The sequence below is a fragment of the Sphingopyxis sp. H053 genome (genome assembly GCF_001468225.1).
Lineage (GTDB): Bacteria > Pseudomonadota > Alphaproteobacteria > Sphingomonadales > Sphingomonadaceae > Sphingopyxis.
In genome coordinates this window covers 162433-179141 of sequence record NZ_LNRU01000007.1, presented here as the reverse complement: position 1 = coordinate 179141, position 16709 = coordinate 162433, and the positions used below count along the sequence as shown (strand labels likewise).

The 16709-nt window shown below is 64.8% G+C and carries 17 protein-coding genes and 1 tRNA gene; 9 read left to right on the top strand and 9 right to left on the bottom strand.

Annotation, left to right across the window (positions count from 1 at the left end; genetic code table 11):
• Positions 1 to 452: 452 nt before the first annotated feature.
• Complete coding sequence (locus ATE70_RS24325) at positions 453 to 854, top strand: Hachiman antiphage defense system protein HamA (protein WP_058801222.1); 402 nt, start codon at positions 453 to 455, stop codon at positions 852 to 854.
• Here the strand turns inward: ATE70_RS24325 and traA are convergent.
• The gene (traA, locus tag ATE70_RS15300; RefSeq protein ID WP_082639589.1) at positions 790 to 3192 is read right to left on the bottom strand and encodes a Ti-type conjugative transfer relaxase TraA; all 2403 of its coding nucleotides are present in this window, start codon (positions 3190 to 3192) and stop codon (positions 790 to 792) included. The genes ATE70_RS24325 and traA overlap by 65 nt on opposite strands.
• Before the next feature lie 172 nt (positions 3193 to 3364).
• On the opposite strand from traA, the gene ATE70_RS15295 reads away from it, so the two are divergent.
• Positions 3365 to 3688 carry a conjugal transfer protein TraD gene (locus tag ATE70_RS15295; RefSeq protein ID WP_058538753.1) on the top strand — a complete coding sequence of 108 codons (324 nt, stop codon included), beginning with the start codon at positions 3365 to 3367 and terminating at the stop codon, positions 3686 to 3688.
• Positions 3689 to 3704: 16 nt separating this feature from the next.
• Positions 3705 to 3935, top strand: coding sequence for a conjugal transfer protein TraD (locus ATE70_RS15290; protein ID WP_058538926.1), 231 nt, complete (start codon positions 3705 to 3707; stop codon positions 3933 to 3935).
• Here the strand turns inward: ATE70_RS15290 and ATE70_RS15285 are convergent.
• The 5 genes from ATE70_RS15285 to ATE70_RS15255 all read right to left on the bottom strand — a co-directional run bounded on the left by ATE70_RS15285 (position 3922) and on the right by ATE70_RS15255 (position 8220).
• Positions 3922 to 4332 carry a lipocalin family protein gene (locus ATE70_RS15285; protein WP_058538752.1) on the bottom strand — a complete coding sequence of 137 codons (411 nt, stop codon included), beginning with the start codon at positions 4330 to 4332 and terminating at the stop codon, positions 3922 to 3924. The two genes, ATE70_RS15290 and ATE70_RS15285, sit on opposite strands and share 14 nt — an antisense overlap.
• A complete protein-coding gene (locus ATE70_RS15280) occupies positions 4251 to 5042 on the bottom strand; it encodes a ParB/RepB/Spo0J family partition protein (RefSeq protein ID WP_058538751.1) in 792 nt (263 codons plus the stop codon). Before ATE70_RS15280 ends, ATE70_RS15285 begins: the two co-directional genes overlap by 82 nt.
• Positions 5043 to 5523: 481 nt before the next feature.
• Complete coding sequence (locus ATE70_RS15275) at positions 5524 to 5697, bottom strand: helix-turn-helix domain-containing protein (protein WP_058538750.1); 174 nt, start codon at positions 5695 to 5697, stop codon at positions 5524 to 5526.
• A 969-nt stretch (positions 5698 to 6666) separates the two neighbouring features.
• Positions 6667 to 7983 (bottom strand): tyrosine-type recombinase/integrase, encoded by a 1317-nt coding sequence (locus ATE70_RS24320; protein ID WP_082639587.1) that lies wholly within the window; start codon positions 7981 to 7983, stop codon positions 6667 to 6669.
• A 163-nt stretch (positions 7984 to 8146) separates the two neighbouring features.
• A tRNA-Cys gene (locus ATE70_RS15255) sits at positions 8147 to 8220 on the bottom strand.
• Between the two features lie 267 nt (positions 8221 to 8487).
• On the opposite strand from ATE70_RS15255, the gene ATE70_RS15250 reads away from it, so the two are divergent.
• The 3 genes from ATE70_RS15250 (at position 8488) to ATE70_RS15240 (ending at position 11177) form a co-directional block, all read left to right on the top strand.
• Complete coding sequence (locus tag ATE70_RS15250) at positions 8488 to 9150, top strand: protein-L-isoaspartate O-methyltransferase family protein (protein ID WP_058538746.1); 663 nt, start codon at positions 8488 to 8490, stop codon at positions 9148 to 9150.
• Positions 9151 to 9186: 36 nt separating this feature from the next.
• A complete protein-coding gene (locus ATE70_RS15245) occupies positions 9187 to 10680 on the top strand; it encodes a TolC family outer membrane protein (protein WP_058538745.1) in 1494 nt (497 codons plus the stop codon).
• Between the two features lie 104 nt (positions 10681 to 10784).
• The gene (locus ATE70_RS15240) at positions 10785 to 11177 is read left to right on the top strand and encodes a DUF2497 domain-containing protein (RefSeq protein WP_058538925.1); all 393 of its coding nucleotides are present in this window, start codon (positions 10785 to 10787) and stop codon (positions 11175 to 11177) included.
• A 143-nt stretch (positions 11178 to 11320) separates the two neighbouring features.
• On the opposite strand, the gene nudC is transcribed toward ATE70_RS15240, so the two are convergent.
• Genes nudC through ATE70_RS15225 form a run of 3 tightly spaced genes read right to left on the bottom strand, consistent with a single transcriptional unit; the run spans position 11321 to position 14504 of the window.
• A complete protein-coding gene (nudC, locus tag ATE70_RS15235) occupies positions 11321 to 12190 on the bottom strand; it encodes an NAD(+) diphosphatase (protein WP_058538744.1) in 870 nt (289 codons plus the stop codon).
• Positions 12190 to 13476, bottom strand: a complete 1287-nt coding sequence (locus ATE70_RS15230; RefSeq protein ID WP_058538743.1) for a serine hydrolase domain-containing protein — start codon at positions 13474 to 13476, stop codon at positions 12190 to 12192. Before ATE70_RS15230 ends, nudC begins: the two co-directional genes overlap by 1 nt.
• Positions 13473 to 14504, bottom strand: coding sequence for an A/G-specific adenine glycosylase (locus tag ATE70_RS15225; RefSeq protein WP_058538742.1), 1032 nt, complete (start codon positions 14502 to 14504; stop codon positions 13473 to 13475). Before ATE70_RS15225 ends, ATE70_RS15230 begins: the two co-directional genes overlap by 4 nt.
• Before the next feature lie 47 nt (positions 14505 to 14551).
• On the opposite strand from ATE70_RS15225, the gene ATE70_RS15220 reads away from it, so the two are divergent.
• Genes ATE70_RS15220 through ATE70_RS15210 form a run of 3 tightly spaced genes read left to right on the top strand, consistent with a single transcriptional unit; the run spans position 14552 to position 16628 of the window.
• Entirely contained in the window at positions 14552 to 15124 is a 573-nt protein-coding gene (locus ATE70_RS15220; RefSeq protein WP_058538924.1) for a DUF721 domain-containing protein, read from the top strand.
• Between the two features lie 9 nt (positions 15125 to 15133).
• A complete protein-coding gene (locus ATE70_RS15215; protein WP_058538741.1) occupies positions 15134 to 15850 on the top strand; it encodes a thioredoxin domain-containing protein in 717 nt (238 codons plus the stop codon).
• 37 nt (positions 15851 to 15887) lie between these two features.
• Complete coding sequence (locus tag ATE70_RS15210; protein ID WP_058538740.1) at positions 15888 to 16628, top strand: DsbA family protein; 741 nt, start codon at positions 15888 to 15890, stop codon at positions 16626 to 16628.
• The last annotated feature ends 81 nt before the right edge of the window (positions 16629 to 16709 follow it).

The following is a 16709-nucleotide window of genomic DNA, read 5'->3' as shown; positions in this document are numbered from 1 at the left end:
ATCAGCGTCGCCGTGACAACAAAACCACACCAGGTAACACACCGTCCCTCAAACCCAGCAAATCTAGCAAGCCCCCAAAAAAGAAATGAAAGAGCCACCGATCGCCGTGCATGGGGTTGACCGGTTTCGCTGAAACTGGTCATTCTTGGTCAGCGAATACGGGGCCGACGATGACCGCGGATGGGCCGAAGGCGGACTTGCGGCTCTTAGGTAAATCTTACGAAGGGCTGCCATCTGTGCGGGCTCTCTAGTATCCGCAATTTGAGAGCCAACGGTTGGCCAGAGCAGCCTGTAGGCCTAAACAGCTATTCTGCGCTCGACGATCTGTTTTACGCGCTGGTGGCGATATTGCGGTGACACAATAGTTTGCCTGATACGCGTTTCTGTAATTCGACCACAGTGGCGCGACAAGGCGGTTGGCATTGCGTACACAGGTAATCCCGGGGGGCTTTGTGGCACTTTTTGAGAAATGGTGCGACCGGACGGTCGACGCAAACGGACGGCGGTCTTACTGGACGCTCGTCGAGAAGGCAGATGGTCGCGACAAGGTTCGCGACAGCCTGATCGAAACTGTTCGCTCCCATTATGATCGGCTCGAACATATCGCCGCCGATGTGGAGCGGCTGGGATACAAGGCTGCCGCCAAGATCCTGAATGCCGAACTGCCCCAGGGCAAGAAGGGACGTTCGGGCGATCTGGGCGAAATCGTCGCAACCGAGCTGGTTGAAGAGATGGTTGATCTTCGCGTTCCCGTGCGGCGCCTGCGCTACAAGGACGGCCGCGAAATGGCTAGCGCTCGACAGCCCTGTCGAGAGAGCCCCGCTCCGATCCCGCATCGAGCGCCCGGGCACTGACGCGAAGCTTGCGCGGTGCCGCATCGCGCTTCTGTTCGGGACCTTTGCCCAGAGCCTCGGCGGACACGCTGCGTTTGAGCTTGAGCCCGGCGAACATCGAGCGTTTCGGCTCAGCGGCCTTCGCCGATTCCTGCCCCCGATAATCGCTCGCCATATCCTTGCCGCGCTCGCGGGACGCGGCGCGCACAAGCTGATTCTGGTTCGCAAAATCGTCGCGACCATAATATAGATCGACCTGCTCGCGATGCCTGGACAGCGCGACGTAAGTCGAATGGCTGTCTACCCCCTGCGTCGCGAGTACCTGCACCCGGTCGACGGTCATACCCTGCGCCTTATGGATCGTCGCCGCGTAGCCATGATCGATATGAGCATAGTCCTTGACGTCGAACGCAACGCTGCGGCCATCATCGAGCATTACCGCCATGCGCATCGGACTCGCGCTCTGCACGGTACCGAGCGAACCGTTCTTGACCCCAAGGTCGTGCTCGTTCTTCAGGAACATGATGCGGTCACCCGCCGCAAAGCTCCGCTCGCCCCGCTCGACCGCGAGCGCGACGTCATTGCCAAGCGCTCCGCCGGCCTTCAGCCGCACGCGAACCGCCTCGTTGAGCTCTCGCACCTCGTCATTCGTGTGGGTGAGAATGATGCGGCTCGCATCCTGATGCGCCTGCCGGTCACGATCCCAAGCCTCGACGAGCTTACTACGCGCCGCTTCGCGGGTATCGGCAGTATGGACGAAGCCGGCGTCCGCGTAGCGCCCGATCGCTTCGCCCGTCCGCCCTGTAGCGAGCTCGCGGGTCGCCTCGCGCTGCCAGTCTTCCTGCTGGCGGCGGATGTCCATGATCTCGATGGCGCCATGACGCTCGGCCGTTGCGCGGAACGCCGCGCCAGCTTCGATCGCCTGCAACTGCTGTGGATCGCCGACGAGCACGACCTTCGCACCTTGGCGCTCGGCTTCCGACACGACGCGTTCGAGCTGGCGTGTGCCGACCATCCCCGCCTCGTCGATCACAAGGATGTGTTTGTCGGTCAGCCGCTCGCGATCGTTCGCCCATTGATGTTCAAGGCTCGCCAAGGTTCGCGAGCCGATCCCCGAGCCATGTTCGAGGTTTTCCGCAGCGATACCCGACAGCGCCGCGCCCTGCACTTGGTAGCCCGCTGCTTCCCATGCCTCTCGGGCCACGCCAAGCATCGCGCTCTTGCCGGTTCCGGCATAACCGATGACATTGCTGATCCCGCGTGCAACGGTGACATGGTCCAGCGCGCCGCGCTGCTCGGCGGACAGGTCGAGGCCACGCTCGGCCGCAAGCGTCAGCGCCCGTTCGCGATGGCGCTCGACAACAGCATGATTGCGGCGCGCGTCGAGGGTGGCGGTCGCGCGTTCGAGCCGCTGCTCGGTCTCGATCATCGACCGCGACGTGAAACGGCTTTCGCCGCGCCCGTCCTCACCCAGCGCGACCAGATCGGGCGACGATTTGACCGCCGCCATCACCGCATCGAACTGATCCTTGCCGTCGCTGTGGCGATGCACGAACATCGCGAGGTCGCGGTTGGTGAAAGTTGCCTGTCGGTGCGTGATCGCGTCGAGCGCTATGCCCGGATCCGCGATGATCTTGTCGCCGTTCGACCGGGCGATCTCGATATGCTCGACGAGCCTGTCGGCCTCAAGTCCGTCGGCCGCCATGCGCGAGGCTGCGGGACCGATCTTGTGCTGCGGCTCGAGTTCGATCCCCTGCGCTTCCAAGGTGCGGTGATCGACGCGCGCGTCGATGTCGAGCGCGGCCAGACGCTCGTTCACATGATCCGCCCACGCCTCGCGCCAGTGGGTCAGCAGTTCGGTGCGATTCCAGTCGCGGACCTTGCCGCCGAACTCGGCGATGCCATCCTCGTCGATCCGGATCTCGCGCATCGTCAACATGACATGCGCGTGAGGCCGCGCCAGCCCATCGGCGCCGATATCCCAATGGACATTGAGGTCGGCGATCATGCCGCGGTCGACGAACTCGCGTTGGACAAAGTCGCGGGCAAGCTCGATCCCCTGTCCTTCGGTCATCTCGCGCGGGATCGCAAACTCGATTTCGCGAGCGAGCTGCGCATCCTTGCGAAGCTCGGCCGCCTCGACATCGTTCCAGAGCCGTTCCCGCTCGCGCCACTGCTCGTCAGCGCCCTCGGGCAGCAGCACCTCGCTGTGGACGACACCCGCTTTGTTCGAGAAATCATGGCTGCGACCGAGCCGCTCGTCGTGCAGCCGGTCGGCCGAACGATAGGCCGCGGCAGCGACAGCACTGCTGCCGGCGGCGCGGGAAATGACTTTTGCCGAGAAATGATAGATCGCCATGAAGGCTATCCATTTAGGGCAAAACGAGCACGTCGGCACGACGTATAAGCGCGCCCTCACACGATTTCATCGCGCTCGGGATCACAGCTTCTCACAAGATTTCAGCTACTTGAATGACGTTGAGACACGGCATAGCTGGTTCGTCCGCCCCACTTAAACGGAAGGACAGACGATGCGTAAACCGCGTGATTTCGACGCCGAACTCCAGGCGCTCACCGACAAGGCAAGGGCGCTCAAGACGAAGAAGCAAGGCCAGCTCGGCGAACTGGTTATAGCAACGGGCGCCGACGCGCTATCGATCGAGCAGCTGGCCGGTGCGCTGATTGATGCCGTCGGCGCGGACGCTGCGCGGAAGGAGGCGTGGCGCAAGAGCGGCGCCGCCTTCTTTCGCGGCGACGGCGCCCGCGCTCGCAAGGGCGTTGGCCGCGACGCGAATGGCGCATCGCCGGACGGTGCAGGCCCGCAACCGCCTTCAGGCGAAGCGGGCGCGGCATGATACGCGCGAGTGGCAGGTGAAGCGCCGCGAGCGCACGCGCCAACTGATCGAGCTGGGCGGCCTCGTCGCCAAGGCCGATCTTGTCGAGCTTACCGGTGACGATCGCGCCGTGATCCTCGGGTTGCTTGTCGAAGCCGCCGCAACGCTTCGCGGCGAAGCGCGCGAACAGCAATTGCTGCTATGGCGCCGCCGGGGGCGGCGCGCGTTCGCGGCGGCTTCCCTCGACAAGGCGATCAGTGCCGGGTGAAGTGGATCATCGACCAATTATAGCCAAGCGCGCGAACGCGCGCTTCGAGCTCGATCAGAAGCGCCGCGCCAGGCTTGGCGTTGCGCGTGAGAACCCAAAGGTAGCGCCCCGACGGCTCGCCGACGATCGACCACTCATAATCGTCGCCATGGTCGAGAACCCAGTAGTTGCCGTAGAAAGGACCAAAGAAGGACACCTTCAGCTTGGCGCTCGTCGCCTTGTCCTCGATCCTCGCCTTGCCGACCGATTTGCGCAATTTGCCATTAGGGCCACGCTTGCGGCCCTGGTTGACGACACGAACACTGCCGTCCCGGTTCAGCGAATAATCCGCGGTGACCGCCTCGAGGCCCTGCTCGAACGACGCGTCGTAGCGATATTGCTCATACCAGCGCCCCATATAGCGATTGAGGTCGACCGCCTTCGCGGGGTCGGGGACCGAGTAGCCGCCTTCGCTTCCCCAGTATCGAACAACGCGTGTTTCACCGCGATGGCGGTGCCGCCGAACAGCCATGCTTTGAGCTGATGACCAGTCGGGCAATAAGCGCCCTCGTCGTCGAACAGCGCCAACCATGATTTCTGCTGGCTCTTTGAAGCGAGGGTCAGATGCCGAACGGTGCCCGCATCGATCTCGCCGCCGCGATAGAGATTGCGGATGCGTGGCAGGAGATTTCCGAGCGCGAGGATGCGCTTCACCGCGCGCGGCTCGAACCCGAAGCTGTCCGCGACCTCCTCGACCGAACGCCCCGCCTTGACCAGCGCGACGAACGCTTCCCACTGGCTGACCTCGTCGGGCTGCACGCGTGCGAGATTTTCGAGCATCGACGCTTCCAGCGCATCGGCATCGTCGCCTTCGTCGAGAATGGCACAAGGAATGGGCCGAACCGCCCCGCCCTCACGCGCGACCGCGCCGACGGCGGTAAAGCGCCGACGCCCCGCGACGATCTCGAAATGGCCTTTCGAACAATTGGGCCGAACGAGCAGCGGAACCAGCACCCCGCGCGCGCGGATGCTCGGCATAAGATCTGCGACGTCGGGGTCTTTCCCCTTCCCGCGCATGTTGGCGGCGGCGATGGACAGGTTACCCAGATCGATGAAATCAAGCTTCATGACTATCTTCCTTCTCTTCAACCACACCCGGCCCCGGACGGCGGGGCGGGCGGCGAGAAAAGGCGACGGGACCGCGCCAAAGGACGGCGCGCACCCGAAGGGCCGTAACGAAGTGGAGGAGCCGGGCATTGCCCGACTTGCGCGACGGCCGAGCGGTCCTATAGCCGTGCGCCGCACGACAAGCTGTCCGTGGCCGGCCCCACGACAGAGCCGCCGTGCGGTCAGCGCGGCGTCCTCATCGGACAACAAACGCGCCCTTGGCGAAGCCGCAGGCGGGGCGGCGTGCGCGCGGGCCTGGGCTTAGCCGCCGCCCCGCCAAGGGCAGCGAGCCAAGAGCGCCGCGCGGCCAACCGTGCAAACGCGCGACCTCTGGCGGCGTCTGCCGCCGTCAGTGTGCGCTCATTTGAGGCCGCGCTCATTTGAAGTTCGCCGTGATGCTTCGAAGATGCTGCGAATTCGTATCGCTGCCGCTGTCGGCAGGTCAGTTGGCCGTTCCGGATTGGGTGAGGCGACGGATCGACTCCGTGGTCAGCAAAGTTCGGGTACCGATCTTGATCGCGTCGAGCGATCCCGATTTGATAAGAGCGTAGACAGACGACCGGCCAATGCCGAGCGCCTTGGCAGTTTCGTTGATCGAAAGGACGAGGGGTTCCATGAGGGTCTCCGTGTGTGACAATTGTTGGCGGGAGACAGCTCAGGTTGCACATGATTGTTCATGGGTCGTCCGGTAACCCGAACCCCGCACAAATCTGCGAGCGGCGGGAAATTTCGGCAACCGCACTACGCCGATTTTGGGGCTTTTCGGCGAGTTTTCGGTATCTCCCGAAGCTTCCCGTTTAGCCGGCGCCCCGATTTATTTTTACTGCCGCGACGATGTCCTTCGCAAATTCCCGCAGGCGGGTATTCTCCGGAAAGCGAATATTGTTGTCATGGTCGTCACTCGGTTCGCAGCGATCTCTGACAAGGTCCATGACCGCGCTTTCAGCACGATATTCGTCCGGATCAATTGCGCGGAGCGCGGGGTGCTCGATCAAAGCCAGCAGCATCGCCTCATAATCATACTCTTTCGGGCGCCCTCCGCTGTTGGGCCGGACTTTGAGCGCGCGGATGATCTCCTCCGGTTCGGCATCGACGAAGATCTGAGCGCTGAACCAGAAGCCGCGTGGCGGAAGCACGATCGCCCGGTCGCTGGCGACTTCGGACAGCAACAAGCCTCGCAGCCGCCCGTAAAAGTGGCGGCGATGGACCGGACGACGTATGCCTTTCCGGTCGTAAAAATAGGCAGCCGGCGCGGTTCGGCGACCTAGATAGTCGAAGAGCTTCTCGAGTGTTTCGACGGTCGAACGACGGCTGCTGCCATAGACGGGCGTTCGCTTGCTCTCGGCAATCCCCAATCCATATTGAAAATGCCGCCAGGACGCCGCCACGCAGGCAGCCATCGCGAGCAGAGCGATCACCGAAACAGACGCCGGCTGATCGATGTTCTCCCCGTCCCATGCCGCCGCGCCCCAAACGATCAGGACGAGCAATAAAAGCAGAATGCAGAGAAGAAACGACGTACCGAGGATCAGGAACCGGCGCCTGACCGCGCGCTCGATGGCGACCGCGACGCGGTCGACCTCGTCTAACCCCAGCTCCTCCTTGTCCTTGGCGTATAGGAGGCGAGCGGCAATCCGCGGGAGACTCCGATGTGCATCGGCCGACCGATGCCATATCCCGGTCGGGGTTGAGGTCTCGGTGATGGGCATCGGTTTCCTCCTTCACGCAGATCGTCCAGATAATCGCTCCACCACTGAGCCATTTCGACGCGTTCCATCCAATAGGCAGACTGATTGTAAATGCGGCGGACCGTGCCGCCGACTGCGTGCGCCAGCGCCCGTTCGATTGCGTCGGGATTCCAGTAACCCGATTCGTTGAGGAGCGATGATGCCGACGTGCGAAAACCGTGCGCAGTCATCTGGTCCTTAGGGATACCCATGCGCCGCAGCGACGCGTTCAGCGTGTTGTCGCTGATCGGGCGAGACCGCGTACGAACCGATGGGAAGACATATTGGCCCGAACCCGACAAGATTCGCATGTCGGCAAGGATGGCCAAGGCCTGCCGCGAAAGCGGCACAGCATGGGGCTGGCGCATCTTCATCTTCGCTTCCGGAATCGTCCAGACCGCCTTGTCAAAATCGATCTCGCTCCATTCCATCTGGCGCATCTCGCCGGGGCGCTGGAACAGATGGGGGATGAGTCTCAAAGCCGTCATAACGGCCGGGTCACCTTGATAATCGTCGATTGCGCGCAGTACCCCGCCAAATGCGACCGGATCGGTGATCGCCGCAAAATGCTTTACCTTTGGGATAGTCAGCGCACCGATCAACAGGTGCGCGGGGTCGCGGTCCGCGCGCGCGGTGGCTACGGCATAACGGAATACACGACTAACGAACGACCGCAGCAGATTTGCTGTTTCCAGCCGACCCCGACGCTCATGCTTGCGCAATTCATGCAAAATCTCATGCGGCGTGATGTCGGTGATGGGTCGCCTGCCGAATTCAGGACCGAGCAGCTTCACGAACCAGTGCATTTTTTTGAGCGTCGGCGCGGCAAGACCTTCGCGGGTTTTCTTCTGAATCAGATCGTCGGCTACATGCGCGAAACTGTTGCGAGCGCGTACGCCCGCCTCAATTCTCGCCTCCCGCTTGGCGAAGTTTGGATCGATCGAATGCGCTACCTGCTTGCGGGCGGCGTCACGTGCCTCCCTGGCCTCGGCCAAACTGATTTCGGGATAAGATCCGACCGCCAGTTTTCGCTCCACACCGTTGATTCGATATTTCACCCGCCACAGCTTGCTACCGCTCGGATTGACCTGCAGGTAAAGACCTTTTGAATCCGCAACCTTGTACGGCTTTTCTCTTGGCTTGGCGTGTCGGATCGCCGCGTCGGTCAGAGCCATTTGGGGGCCTCGCAGATTTGGGGCCTCGGCTGCCCCAAAAAAGGCCCCCAACAGCCACAATTACGGGCAATCAGAGACCATCACCGACAATCAGTGAATGCTCCATAACTAGCAGAAAACCGGGAGTTTTTCAACCATCAGCAGCCTTCCGCTGACAGGATTCTGGAGGCCCGAGCCGGAATCGAACCGGCGTGCACGGATTTGCAATCCGCTGCGTCACCACTCCGCCATCGGGCCTCATGCCAAATTACCGCATCCTGAGAGGGACGGGCCGGGTGCTGGACGGCGCCGCTAGTGAGGGGCTTTGGCGGCCTTGTCAAGGATTCGCCGGACCGGCACCGCCCGGGCCGCGGCGCAGCGCGCGATGAGGCTTGGCGACACCCCCATTGACAGCTATGCGCGGCGACAATGCGGCTGCGGGGCTGTATTACTATTGCAATACAGCATTGCTTCGGCTAAAGCTGCCCCGCAAAGGTTCAAGTTCCAGGGAATTGGAAAAGGCTGATGGCGACGAAGTTTAGCGAAATCACTGCGGCAGAGATGCGCGCTGCCATGATCGACAGCCAGCTGAGGACCAACGACGTCATCGACCCCGCGGTGATCGGCGCGATGGCCGCGGCACCGCGCGAGGCGCATGTGCCCGCCGCGCTCGCCGGCGTCGCTTATATGGACCGTCCGATCGCACTGGGCCATGGCCGCGCATTGAACGCGCCGCTGGTCACCGGCCGGATGCTGGTCGCGGCGGCGATCCGCCCCGGCCAGCGCGTGCTGCTGGTCGGCAGCGCGACGGGCTATACCGCCGGACTGCTCGCGCTGCTCGGCGCCGAAGTGCATGCCGTCGAGGAACAGGGTGAATTGATGGCGGTGGCAGAGGGCGCGGTCGCCAACGCCAATATCCGCTGGACCCGGGGACCGCTCGCCGCCGGTGCGCCCGATGCGGCACCGTTCGACCGCATCATCATCGAGGGCGCGATCGAAACGCTGCCCGATGCGCTGGTCGCACAGCTCGCCGACGGCGGCCGGCTGATCGCGGCGCGGCGCGAAGGCGCGGTGACGCGGCTGGTCGAGGGCGTGAAGGCCGGCGGCGCGATCGCGCTGCGCAGCTTCGCCGACATGGACGTCGCGCCGCTGCCGGGCTTTGCGGCACCGGTCGCTTTTCAGTTTTAAGGCCACTTCCTTCCTTGTTGCGGGGCTGACATCTTTATGAACGATAATAATAAGAAACAGCCCCTTCGCCGGTCCAGCTGGCTCGCCGGACTCGCGGTCGGTGCGCTGATGCTGCCCGCGGCGGCGCAGGCCGAAACATTGCAGGGTGCGCTGGCCAAGGCCTATGAAAACAATCCGACGCTGACCGGCGCGCGCGCGGGACAGCGCGCGAATGACGAGAATGTGCCGATCCAGAAAAGCTTCGGCCTTCCCGAGGTCAACACCCGCGCGGATTATGAGGAAAATCTGATCATCCCCGGCAACAGCTTCAACGCGCCGATGCGATCGATTACCGCGAGCGGCCAGCTGTCGGTGCCGATTTATCAGGGAGGCGCCGTCCGCAACGCCGTGCGCGCAGCGAAATATCGCGTCGAGGCGGGACAAGCCGACTTGCGCGCAACCGAAGCAAGCGTGTTTTCGCAGGTCGTCGGCGCCTATATGGACGTCATTCGCGACCAGGCGATCGTCCAGCTTAACCAAAAGAACGTCTCGGTCCTGCGGACCAACCTTCAGGCGACGAGCGATCGCTTCGAGATCGGCGACCTGACGCGCACCGACGTTGCCCAGTCGGAGGCGCGGCTCGCGCTCGCCGAAGGCGATTTGCGCAACGCCGAGGCCAATCTGATCGGCAGCCGCGAATCCTATATCCGGCTTGTCGGCGACGCACCGACCGATCTGCAGGCACCGCCGAAGCTGCCGAACCTGCCCGCGAGCGCCGAAGAAGCGGTCGGAATCGCGCTCAACGCCAATCCCGATATCGAGGCCGCGAATCAGCTGGTCAATGCGTCCAAGGCGGACATTGGTGCGGCAAAGGCAGCCCGCGCGCCGAAACTCTCGGCGACGGTCGGCGGCGGCTACAATAATTACCTCGGCTCGCTGAACAGCGGCGTCACCGGCGTCGGCGTATTGCAGGAAACATCGAACGCGGCGGCCGGGGTTTCGGTAACGCTGCCGATCTTCACCGGCGGCCGCCGGTCGGCCCAGGTGCGGCAGGCGCAGTCGCGCGGCAGCCAGGCGATCGAACAATATGTCGAAACCGAACGCGGCGTGATCGCGCAGACGCGCGGCGCCTATGCCGCCTGGCAGGCAAACGAACGCATCATCACCGCGACGCAGCAGGCGGTCAGCGCGAACGCGCTCTCGCTCGAAGGCGTACGCGCCGAAAACAGCGTCGGCACGCGGTCGATCCTCGACATTTTGAACGCCGAACAGGAATATCTGAATACCCAGGTCCAGCTCGTGTCGGCGCAGCGCAACTCGTACGTCGCCGCCTTCTCGGTCCTCGCCGCAATGGGCAAGGCCGAAGCGCGCGATCTCGGCATCGGCGGCGGCGCGCTCTACGATCCCGAAGTCAATTACAAGCGCGTGCGCGGCGAGATCTGGGATTGGGCCGACGATCCGGCGCCGCAGCAAGTCGCAACCGACACGCGCGCCGTTCCCGCCGCCACCGCCAGCGTTCCCGTCGGTCCGCCATCGCTCTCGCCACAATAAGGCTTGGCAAAATCCACCCCGAATCGGTAAGAGGATGGTTAACCATCCGGTAATCGCGATGGTTTAGGGGGTTGGTTATGGGCGATATGTCGCGGGAACCATCGATGGAAGATATCTTGTCGTCGATTCGGCGCGTGATCGCTCGCGACGAGGCGCCGGGCTCGGCACGCGAGATCCGCGTCCCCGAAGCCGACGATATTCTCGACCTTCAGGATGAAGAAGACCGCGCCGATGCGGCGCCCGCAGCCGCGGAGCTCGTTTCCGAAGCAAGCGCCGATGCCGCGCGCCAGTCGCTCGAAGCGCTGACCGCCGCGGTCGCGCCCGCGGTTGCCGCTGCAACCGTTGCCGCCCCGCCCGTCGCCGGCCGCACGATGGAGGATGTCGTCCTCGACGCGCTGCGCCCGATGCTCAAGGACTGGCTCGACACCAACCTGCCCGCGCTGGTCGAGGCGATGGTCGCCAAGGAAATCAGCCGGATTACCGGCAAGCGGCTCTAGTCACTTTATCCTCCCTGTCGCGTAGCGATGGGGAGGGGGACCATCCGCGTAGCGGATGGTGGAGGGGCAGCAACGTTGCGCCATTAGCCCCTCCGTCAGCGCTTCGCGCTGCCACCTCCCCATGCCTGCGGCACAGGGAGGATTTATCTGGCCCAATCTTCCAGCAAATATCGCGCGATCGCCAGCGGCGGCGGCGCCATGAACGGCGCGCCCATGTCGCCCGCGAGCGCGGCGCGCACCTCGGCCTTGTCGACCCACATCGCGGCCTCGATCTCGGTCGTGTCGAGCGTCAGCGCCGGGTCCTTCGCGACCGCACGGCATCCGATCATCAACGATGACGGGAACGGCCAGGGCTGGCTCGCGACATAGCTGACATCCGAGACGCGGATGCCCGCCTCCTCGAACAATTCGCGCGCGACCGCTTCCTCGAGCGATTCGCCAGGCTCGACGAACCCCGCGAGCGCCGAGAAGAATCCCGGCGGAAACCCGCCCTGCCGCCCGACGAGCACACGCCCCTCGCATTCGGCAAGCATGATCACCACCGGATCGACGCGCGGGAAATGCTCGGCATTGCAGCTGCCGCAACGCCGCCCCCACCCGCCGCGAAACAGGTCGGTCGGCGAACCGCACACCGCGCAGAAACGATGCCGTGCATGCCAGTCGACAAGGCTGCGCGCGCCGCCATAAAGCGCCGCATCCGCGCCCGAGAGCAAAGGCAGCAGCCGCATCACCGTGCGCGACCGCGCATCGATCCGCGCTCCCGGCGCCGCCTCGCGGACGAAATGCGGGCTTCCCGCGTCGTCGATCCCGAGCAGCATCAGCGCGCGATCGTCGGCGGGATCGAGCGGCTCCCACAAGAGTCCGCCGCCCTCGCCCGGCACGAAGTCGATGCCGTCGAGCACGAGGCAGCGCGCCCGCGGATCGGCCGCTGCCGCAGCGAAAGCCGCCTCGTTGGTACGCAATTGATCGGCGCGGTCGAGCCACGCCCCGGTGAAACCGAGCGGCAAAGGCATCAGCGCGTCACATCCTTGAAGAAAGTCTCGCCGAACTTGCCCTGGAACGACACCGCGTCGGGCGGCATGATCTGCGTATAGCCGCCGACGCGATAGCCAAGCCCCCGATGGACGAAGCCGATCGTCCCCGCGGCGCCCGCCCAGCCGAAAATCCCTTCGCCACCCGGCGAGGTCGGCAGCGACACGCGGCCGCCGGCACCAAAGCCCTGCCCGTCGATGAACGTCCCCTTGCGGTCGACGCTGTCGGCGATGAGGTTCGACATCGCGAGCCGCGCGGTCTCGCGCTTCATCACGCGCTTTCCGCCGGTTTCGCCCTCGCCCAGCAGCATCGCGAGGAAGCGGTCGTAGTCGCGCGCGCTCGACACGAGGCCGCCGCCGCCGAAGGGATAGGGGGGCGGGTCGAGATAGATCGAGCTTGCCGCGGGATCGAAGGGAATCAGCGCGCCGCCAAAGGGCGCGTAATTGCTCGTGAAGCGTCCGACATCCTTCGCGGCGACCATGAAACCGGTGCTCGTCATGCCGAGCGGATCGAACAACCGCGCCTTCAGAAAGGCATCGAACGGCTGCCCCGAGACGACCTCGATCAGCCGCCCCAAGAGGTCGAGGCTGATCGAATAGCTCCATTTGGTGCCGGGTTCGTAGACGAGTGGCAGCGCCGCAAGCCGGTCGGCCATCACGGCGAGGCTCGGCGCGGGGGTTACCGGCGCGAAACCCGGGATCGGCAGCCGGCTCGCCTGCCCGCCAGTGATGCCATTATCGTCATAGGCCTTTTTGATCGGCCCCTTCTGGATGATATTATAGCCGAGCCCCGCGGTGTGCGTGAGCAGCTGGCGCACCGTGATCGGGCCTTTTGCCGGACGCACATCGGTGATCGAGCCGTCGGGCGTGTTCTGCACCTTCATATTCGCAAAGGCGGGCAGGAAGTCGGCGATCGGCTGGTCGAGCTTCATCTTGCCGTCCTCGATCAGCAGCATCGCGGCGATGCCGGTGACGGGCTTGGTCATCGAATAGAGGCGCCACAAAGTATCGGGGCCGACCGGCGTCGCCGAATCGTTCGACTGCACCCCGGCGCCGAAAAAGACTGCGGCCTCCTGCCCCTTGCCGATTGCGGCGAGCGTGCCCGCAAGTTCGCGGCGGTCGACAAAGCCTTTGATGAACGCATTGGTCGCGGGATAGAGCGCGGCGCCGTCGACCTTCCACGCCAGCGCGGCGCGCGGCAGCAACGCCCCCGCGCCCGCCAGCGCCATCCCACCCATCAGCGCGCGGCGCGACACCATCATGTTCATGCGTCTCTCTCCAGCATCTTGTCGGTCAGTTTGCGATAGAGCGTCGGCAGCCCCGCCGCGTCAAGGTCCGCGATCGGCCACCATCGGCCTTCCGCTGCGGCATCGGGGCCTTGTGGCGGAGCGTCGCGCCGCACCAATGTCAGCGTCAGGTCGAAATGGGTAAAACCATGGTCGACGCTGACGATTCCCGACTCGGACGGCCGCGCATCGCTCCAGTCGCCGCCGGGCAGCGCGCGCATCCCGCCGAGCATGCCCTTGCCCGGCCGGCGCACGAGCCAGACCTGCGCATCGCGCTCGATCCAGTGCGCCAGCCCATGCCGATGCGGCTTGGCTTTCTTCGGCGGCTTCACCGGCAGCCTCTCAATATCCGCTCGCCCGCGTGCGCGGCAGTCGGTCATCAGCGGGCAGGTCGCGCACGCGGGACTACGCGGCGTGCAGACGGTCGCGCCAAGGTCCATCAGCGCCTGCGCAAAATCGCCCGGGCGATCCGTGGGCACTAGCGGCGCCAGAGCGGCGCGAATCTCGCGCTTGGCCATTGGCAGCGGAGTTTCGATCAGGCGGTGGCGCGCGATCACGCGCTCGATATTGGCATCGACGACCACCGCGGCGCGCCCGAAAGCGATCGCCGCGACCGACGCCGCGGTATAGTCGCCGATCCCGGGCAGCGCGCGCAAGGCGGCCTCGCTATCGGGAAATATCCCGCCATGGTCGCGAACGACCGCGCGTGTGCAGGCGAGCAGGTTGCGCGCGCGGGCATAGTAGCCGAGCCCCGCCCACGCCGCCATGACATCGGCATCGTCGGCCGCCGCCAGATCGGCGACCGTCGGCCAGCGTTCGGTAAAGCGCGCGAAATAGCCCGCGACCGCGGCGACGGTCGTCTGCTGCAACATGACTTCGGCCAGCCAGATGCGATAGGGATCGGGGACGCCGCCGCTGTTCGGCGCGATCCGCCACGGCAGCACCCGCGCCGACCGGTCGTACCAGCCGAGCAGCCGGTCCGCGAAGTCGCGGGCGATGTCATCTGCCATGTGGGAAGTCTGGACGCTCACCCCCCGCCTATGGCATGGCACCCGGCATGACGAAAGACGTAGGCGAGGATGCGCCGGCCAAAAAGGCCAGGGCGAAAGGCAAGGCGAAATCCGCCAAGCCGCCCGTGCGCGTTTACGAACGCCCGCGCGGCGGCGAAGCGCGCATGGTGTCCGACCTCGTTCCCGAAATCGGCCGCGCCGCCTTTCGCAAATTCGGCTTTGTCCAAAGCTCGGTCGTCAGCCGCTGGCGCGAGATCGTCGGCGACCGGCTCGCCGACGTCACCCAGCCCGCGATGATCCGTTTCCCGGCGGGCCAGAAAGCGGGCGGCACGCTGCACCTGACGATCAGCGGCGCGCACGCGCCGATGCTCCAGCATGTCGCGCCCGACATCATCGGCGCGGTCAACCGCTTCTTCGGTTATGCCGCGGTCGCGCAGGTTCGCATGACGCACGGTCAGGTCACGCCCGCCGCGCCCGTTCAGCCGCCGGCAATGCTGAAACCCGTACCCGCCGAACTGGGGGACAGCCTGCGCGACATCGGCGACCCGGAACTGCGCACCGTGCTCGAACGCATGGCGGCAGGACTGGCGACGCCGCCCAAGCTTCCCCGTATCAGTTAGGAAAGACGGATGTCCGCTTTTGACGACCCGCTTCTCGATCGCCGCGCGGCGGTGCTGGCGCTTTCGGGCGCCGCGCTCGGCCTGATCGCCGCGACCCCGGCGAAACCCACGCTCTGGTCGCAGACCGTCACGACGACCCCGATCGGCGCCTTCCTCGCCGGCAACCCCGCCGCGAAGGTGCGGGTCGTCGAATATTTCAGCTACACCTGCCACGTCTGCGCCGATTTCGCGAAGGCGAGCGCGCTGCCGCTGAAGACAGGCTATGTCGATCGCGGACTCGTGCTGTTCGAATATCGCAACCTGGTGCGCGACCCGGTCGACATGACCGCGGCGCTGCTCGCGCGCTGCGGCGGTCCCAAGGCGTTCGCGGGCAATCATCAGGCGATCTTCAACAATTTCCCCGCGCTGATCGCCAGTATCCAGAAGGCGACCGAGGCGCAGAAGAAGAGCTGGTTCGAAGGCACCACCGGCGAGCGCGCGCGCAAGATCGCCGCCGGCACGGGGCTTACCGCGCTGATGCGCGCACGCGGCTACACACAGGCGCAGATCGACGCCGCACTCGACAGCGAGGTGGCGCAGGCCGAACTCACCGGCATGACGAACATCGGCCTCAATGCCGACAATGTCGAAGGCACGCCGAGCTTCTTCGTCAATGGCCGCAATGCCGGGGTCACCGCATGGCCCGCACTCAAATCGAAACTCGACCTCGCGATCAAGGCCGCTTAAAAGCGCCGCATTCCCGTTCTGTGGAGAAAGTAACAATATGACCGCATCGCTTCGTATCGCCCTTCTGTCTTCGCTCGGCGCGCTCGCCCTCGCCGGTTGCGGCGACGGCGCGACCGACCCCTCCAAGGAACAGTCCGTGGTCGCCAAGGTCGCGCCGCCGGCCGGCAAGAGCTGGTCGCAGGTCGTGCGCGTCGACGGCGACGGCGTCGTGATGGGCAATCCCGACGCGCCGATCAAACTCGAGGAATTTGGCGCCTTCACCTGCGGCCATTGCGCGCAGTTTACCAAGGATTCGCACGAAGAGCTGAAGCGTGACTTCGTCGACACCGGCCGTGTGTCGTACAAGCTGACGCCGTTCATGCTCCACCCCGTCGACGCGATTTCGGGCGCGATCGTCAAATGCACCGGCCCCGACCGCTTCTTCCCGCTCGCCGATGCGACCTTCCTCGAACATGAAGCCTTCATCGCCGGCGCGTCAAAGCCGGCACCGGGGATCGAAGAAGCGATGAAGCTGCCCCCCGCGCAGCGCTTCGTTGCGCTCGCCAAGGGCTGGGGCATCGACCAATTCTATCAGCAGCGCGGCGTCCCCGCCGCGACGATCCAGCAGTGCCTCGCCAAGGTCGAAAATGTAGAGGCGATCGAAAAGGGCACCAACGCTGGCGTCGAGAAATATCAGATCACCGGCACGCCGACCTTTGTCATCAACGGCCAGGTCGCCGAAGGCGTCGCATCGTGGGCTCCGCTGCGCGACCGCCTGCGCACGATGGGCGCACGCTGATTCGGATTTGATCCTCCCTGCGCCGAAGGCGTGGGGAGGAGGACCGCTCGCGAAGCGAGTGGTGGAGGGGCAGCAACGCTA

What these genes read in the sequence shown, in the direction of transcription:
- traA (WP_082639589.1), bottom strand. Translation starts at nt 3,192, where the DNA reads ATGGCGATCTATCATTTCTCGGCAAAAGTCATTTCCCGCGCCGCCGGC.
- ATE70_RS15295 (WP_058538753.1), top strand. Translation starts at nt 3,365, where the DNA reads ATGCGTAAACCGCGTGATTTCGACGCCGAACTCCAGGCGCTCACCGAC.
- ATE70_RS15285 (WP_058538752.1), bottom strand. Translation starts at nt 4,332, where the DNA reads ATGGGGCGCTGGTATGAGCAATATCGCTACGACGCGTCGTTCGAGCAG.
- ATE70_RS15280 (WP_058538751.1), bottom strand. Translation starts at nt 5,042, where the DNA reads ATGAAGCTTGATTTCATCGATCTGGGTAACCTGTCCATCGCCGCCGCC.
- ATE70_RS15275 (WP_058538750.1), bottom strand. Translation starts at nt 5,697, where the DNA reads ATGGAACCCCTCGTCCTTTCGATCAACGAAACTGCCAAGGCGCTCGGC.
- ATE70_RS24320 (WP_082639587.1), bottom strand. Translation starts at nt 7,983, where the DNA reads ATGGCTCTGACCGACGCGGCGATCCGACACGCCAAGCCAAGAGAAAAG.
- ATE70_RS15250 (WP_058538746.1), top strand. Translation starts at nt 8,488, where the DNA reads ATGGCGACGAAGTTTAGCGAAATCACTGCGGCAGAGATGCGCGCTGCC.
- ATE70_RS15245 (WP_058538745.1), top strand. Translation starts at nt 9,187, where the DNA reads ATGAACGATAATAATAAGAAACAGCCCCTTCGCCGGTCCAGCTGGCTC.
- ATE70_RS15240 (WP_058538925.1), top strand. Translation starts at nt 10,785, where the DNA reads ATGGAAGATATCTTGTCGTCGATTCGGCGCGTGATCGCTCGCGACGAG.
- nudC (WP_058538744.1), bottom strand. Translation starts at nt 12,190, where the DNA reads ATGCCTTTGCCGCTCGGTTTCACCGGGGCGTGGCTCGACCGCGCCGAT.
- ATE70_RS15230 (WP_058538743.1), bottom strand. Translation starts at nt 13,476, where the DNA reads ATGAACATGATGGTGTCGCGCCGCGCGCTGATGGGTGGGATGGCGCTG.
- ATE70_RS15225 (WP_058538742.1), bottom strand. Translation starts at nt 14,504, where the DNA reads ATGGCAGATGACATCGCCCGCGACTTCGCGGACCGGCTGCTCGGCTGG.
- ATE70_RS15220 (WP_058538924.1), top strand. Translation starts at nt 14,552, where the DNA reads ATGACGAAAGACGTAGGCGAGGATGCGCCGGCCAAAAAGGCCAGGGCG.
- ATE70_RS15215 (WP_058538741.1), top strand. Translation starts at nt 15,134, where the DNA reads ATGTCCGCTTTTGACGACCCGCTTCTCGATCGCCGCGCGGCGGTGCTG.
- ATE70_RS15210 (WP_058538740.1), top strand. Translation starts at nt 15,888, where the DNA reads ATGACCGCATCGCTTCGTATCGCCCTTCTGTCTTCGCTCGGCGCGCTC.